The following is a 3,950-nucleotide window of genomic DNA, read 5'->3' on the forward strand; positions in this document are numbered from 1 at the left end:
TGCGGTCGGTACTGTGCCTCAACTGTGGTGCAGAACAAGACCGGGATGTGAATGCCAGTGTAAATATTATGGCGGCAGGGCTTGCCGACCTGAATGGACAGGCGTTAAGCAGTGTTAGACCCCAATCCGGGGCGGTTGCTTGTCTGTCTACCCATCAGGAGTCCACTTAATGTGGACAGACTGGGAATCCCCGTGCCTTTAGGCCGGGGAGGATGTCAACTCGGTGCTAAAACATGACAGAAAACATCGACCACGACCGCCTATTTAAAGAACTACTCACCGTCTTCTTCGTCGAGTTTGTCGAACTGTTCTTTCCTGACCTTTACCAATACATCGACCCCAATTCTGTCACCTTTTTAGACAAAGAACTATTCACCGATGTCACCCTAGGAGAACGCTACGAAACCGACCTAATCGCTCAAGTCAAAGTAGCAGATAACAACTCCTACTTACTCATTCATTTGGAAAATCAAGGCTCTCCTGATACCGCTTTTAATCGGCGAATGTTTCGTTACTTTGCCCGACTGCACGAAAAATTCAACCTCCCGATTTATCCCATAGTCATTTTCTCCTACGACAAACCGAAAAAAGCCGCCCAGGAAAGCTATAAAATTAGCTTTCCCCAGTGGGATGTGTTAACCTTTAACTATCGAGTGATTCAGTTAAATCGCTTGAATTGGCGGGATTTTCTCACATCCCAAAACCCAGTAGCCTCAGCCCTAATGGCGAAAATGGACATTGCTCCAGAAGATAGACCGCGAGTAAAATTAGAGTGTTTAAGGTTACTAGCCAGCCTGAAACTAGACCCAGCAAGAATGCAGTTGATTTCTGGTTTTGTGGACACCTATTTAAGATTAAATGCAGCCGAAACTGAAATATTCAATCAAGAATTAGAGCAAATCGAGCCGAATAAAAAGGAGGAAGTGATGCAAATTGTCACCAGTTGGATGGAAGAAGGAATTAAACAAGGACGGGAAGAAGGACGGGAAGAAGGACGGGAAGAAGGGCGACAAGAAGGGCGACAAGAAGGGCGACAAGAAGGACTAGCACAATTACTAATTCTTCAACTGAGCCAACGTTTTAGCCCCTTAGACCCCAGTGTAACCGAGCAAATTACTCAACTAACCATTGCTCAATTGGAAACATTGGGACTTGCTATGTTTGATTTTCAAAGCATTGAAGCCTTAATAAACTGGTTAAAAGAAAACAGTTAGTTCTGAACTTAGGTGCTAAAACATGACAGAAACCATCGACCACGACCGCCTATTTAAAGAACTACTCACCGTCTTCTTCGTCGAGTTTGTCGAACTGTTCTTTCCTGACCTTTACCAATACATCGACCCCAATTCTGTCACCTTTTTAGACAAAGAACTCTTCACCGATGTCACCCTAGGAGAACGCTACGAAACCGACCTAATCGCTCAAGTCAAAGTAGCAGATAACAACTCCTACTTACTCATTCATTTGGAAAATCAAGGCTCTCCTGATACCGCTTTCAATCGGCGAATGTTTCGTTACTTTGCCCGACTGCACGAAAAATTCAACCTCCCGATTTATCCCATAGTCATTTTCTCCTACGACAAACCGAAAAAAGCCGCCCAGGAAAGCTATAAAATTAGCTTTCCCCAGTGGGATGTGTTAACCTTTAACTATCGAGTGATTCAGTTAAATCGCTTGAATTGGCGGGATTTTCTCACATCCCAAAACCCAGTAGCCTCAGCCCTAATGGCGAAAATGGACATTGCTCCAGAAGATAGACCGCGAGTAAAATTAGAGTGTTTAAGGTTACTAGCCAGCCTGAAACTAGACCCAGCAAGAATGCAGTTGATTTCTGGTTTTGTGGACACCTATTTAAGATTAAATGCAGCCGAAACTGAAATATTCAATCAAGAATTAGAGCAAATCGAGCCGAATAAAAAGGAGGAAGTGATGCAAATTGTCACCAGTTGGATGGAAGAAGGAATTAAACAAGGACGGGAAGAAGGACGGGAAGAAGGACGGGAAGAAGGGCGGGAAGAAGGGCGACAAGAAGGACGACAAGAAGGGCGACAAGAAGGATTAGCCCAATTACTAATTCTTCAACTGAGCCAACGTTTTAGACCCTTAGACCCCAGTGTAATCGAGCAAATTACTCAACTAACCATTGCTCAATTGGAAACATTGGGACTTGCTATGTTTGATTTTCAGAGCATTGAAGCCTTAATAAACTGGTTAAAAGAAAACGGTTAGTCCTCATCAATTATTAAACCGCAGAAAATTAGACGATGAATATTTTCTTTGAAATTCACACCAACCTCACCCGAGAAAGTCCGGGAGGGGAAGAATATACTCGACAAGCTTTAGGACTGTTGCCTCCTTTAGAACATCCTAATATTCTGGATATTGGGTGCGGACCAGGTTCTCATACCCTCACATTAGCTCAATGTACTGATGGCAAAATTACAGCAGTAGATACCCATGAGCCGTTTTTAGTAGAGTTACGGGTAAAGGTCAAAACACAAGGGTATGAACAGCGCGTTCACTGTGTTAACCAAAGTATGGACAGCCTCTCTTTTCCTCCTCAGTCCTTTGATTTAATTTGGTCTGAAGGGGCAGTTTATATCATGGGTTTTGAACAGGGGTTAAACAATTGGCGTTCTCTCCTGAAAACCCAAGGGTATTTAGTAGTAAGTGAATTGGTTTGGTTGCGTGCCAATCCCCCAGCAGAAGTTGCCCAATTTTGGGGCGTAAACTATCCGGGAATGCAGGCAAGGGATGCCCTCCTGGCACAGATTCCCCAGTGGGGGTATCAGGTGTTAGCCTCTTTTGTCTTGCCCGAGGCGGCATGGTGGAATTATTATCAACCTCTAGAGATAAGGCTGGAAGAATTAGGCCAGGTGTATGCTCAGGATGAGGAAGCACTACGAATTATAGCCCAAGAAGCCCAAGAAATTGAGATGTATCGCCAGTATAAGGACTGGTATGGCTATCAGTTTTTTGTCTTGGAAAAAGTTTAAAACCTGTTTGTTTTTTTAGATGCCATCTGTAGGTTGGGTGAAGCGACAGCACAACCCAACAAAATGATTAATAATCAATAATTAATAATTGTTAATTGTTTCGCGACTTGTAGGTTGGGTGAAGCGACAGCGCAACCCAACAAAATGATTAATAATCAATAATTAATAATTGTTAATTATCAGTTGTTTCGCGACTTGTAGGTTGGGTGAAGCGACAGCACAACCCAACAACTCACAGACCACCTATAGTGTTTCCAAATCATTGAGAAACTCCCAGAGAAGTTTCTCATAATACTTCAAGCTCCTTGTCACCCTTGTATACTGTTCCCTGTTCCCTTTGCTTTCCCCTGTAGATTACAAAACTCAAATGGAAACGCTATATAGACTAAGACTGACTCCAATATCGAGTATAAACAGCCGCAGATTTTGGTTTAGACGGGGTTGTACTGCGAACCACGATTTGCTCCATAGACTGCAAATGAACAATGTTTGATTCAATCTGATTTAACCTGTCTTGCAAGTTTAAAAGTGGTTGAATCTGACATTCAAATTGACTATTTTGCTGAACAATTCTCAGGTCAAACTCATCATATTTTTTAGTTAAAGTTTGTTCGAGCTTCTTGACACAATCTATTAATTGTGCTTGTGAAATTGTCCAATCTCCCTGTTGTTGCTGTTGAGTGGTGAACTCACTTTGGAGATTATCTACTGTCGTCACCAGTTGTCGGTGAGATGTGGTAATTTCTCCTATTTGTGTAACAAGAGGATTGATTTCTTGTTGGAGATTATCTACTGTCGTCACCAGTTGTCGGTGAGATGTGGTAATTTCTCCTATTTGTGTAACAAGAGGATTGATTTCTTGTTGGAGATTATCTACTGTCGTCACCAGTTGTTGCTGAGATGTGGTAACTTCTCCTATTTGTGTAACAAGAGGATTGATTTCTTGTTGGATGT

General features: G+C 42.6%; 4 protein-coding genes. 3 read left to right on the plus strand and 1 reads right to left on the minus strand.

The window, feature by feature from the left end; genetic code table 11:
- The first annotated feature begins 233 nt into the window (after positions 1–233).
- The 3 genes from K4A83_RS06095 to K4A83_RS06105 are packed head-to-tail and all read left to right on the plus strand — an operon-like array spanning position 234 to position 2,996.
- Complete coding sequence (locus K4A83_RS06095) at positions 234–1,214, plus strand: Rpn family recombination-promoting nuclease/putative transposase (protein WP_265263556.1); 981 nt, start codon at positions 234–236, stop codon at positions 1,212–1,214.
- 22 nt (positions 1,215–1,236) lie between these two features.
- On the plus strand, positions 1,237–2,229 hold the full coding sequence (locus tag K4A83_RS06100) for an Rpn family recombination-promoting nuclease/putative transposase (RefSeq protein WP_265263557.1): 993 nt from the start codon (positions 1,237–1,239) through the stop codon (positions 2,227–2,229).
- Positions 2,230–2,264: 35 nt separating this feature from the next.
- On the plus strand, positions 2,265–2,996 hold the full coding sequence (locus K4A83_RS06105) for a class I SAM-dependent methyltransferase (protein WP_265263558.1): 732 nt from the start codon (positions 2,265–2,267) through the stop codon (positions 2,994–2,996).
- A gap of 385 nt (positions 2,997–3,381) precedes the next feature.
- On the opposite strand, the gene K4A83_RS06110 is transcribed toward K4A83_RS06105, so the two are convergent.
- Positions 3,382–3,950 (minus strand): Mce/MlaD family protein (locus tag K4A83_RS06110; RefSeq protein WP_265263559.1); only part of this gene is annotated, 569 nt, incomplete at its 5' end.

The organism is Spirulina subsalsa FACHB-351 (assembly GCF_026130165.1).
Taxonomy (GTDB): Bacteria; Cyanobacteriota; Cyanobacteriia; order Cyanobacteriales; family Spirulinaceae; genus Spirulina_A; species Spirulina_A subsalsa_A.

Bases quoted from the DNA above. Each gene is read 5' to 3' on its own strand.
- K4A83_RS06095 (WP_265263556.1), top strand. From the start codon at position 234: ATGACAGAAAACATCGACCACGACCGCCTATTTAAAGAACTACTCACC.
- K4A83_RS06100 (WP_265263557.1), top strand. From the start codon at position 1,237: ATGACAGAAACCATCGACCACGACCGCCTATTTAAAGAACTACTCACC.
- K4A83_RS06105 (WP_265263558.1), top strand. From the start codon at position 2,265: ATGAATATTTTCTTTGAAATTCACACCAACCTCACCCGAGAAAGTCCG.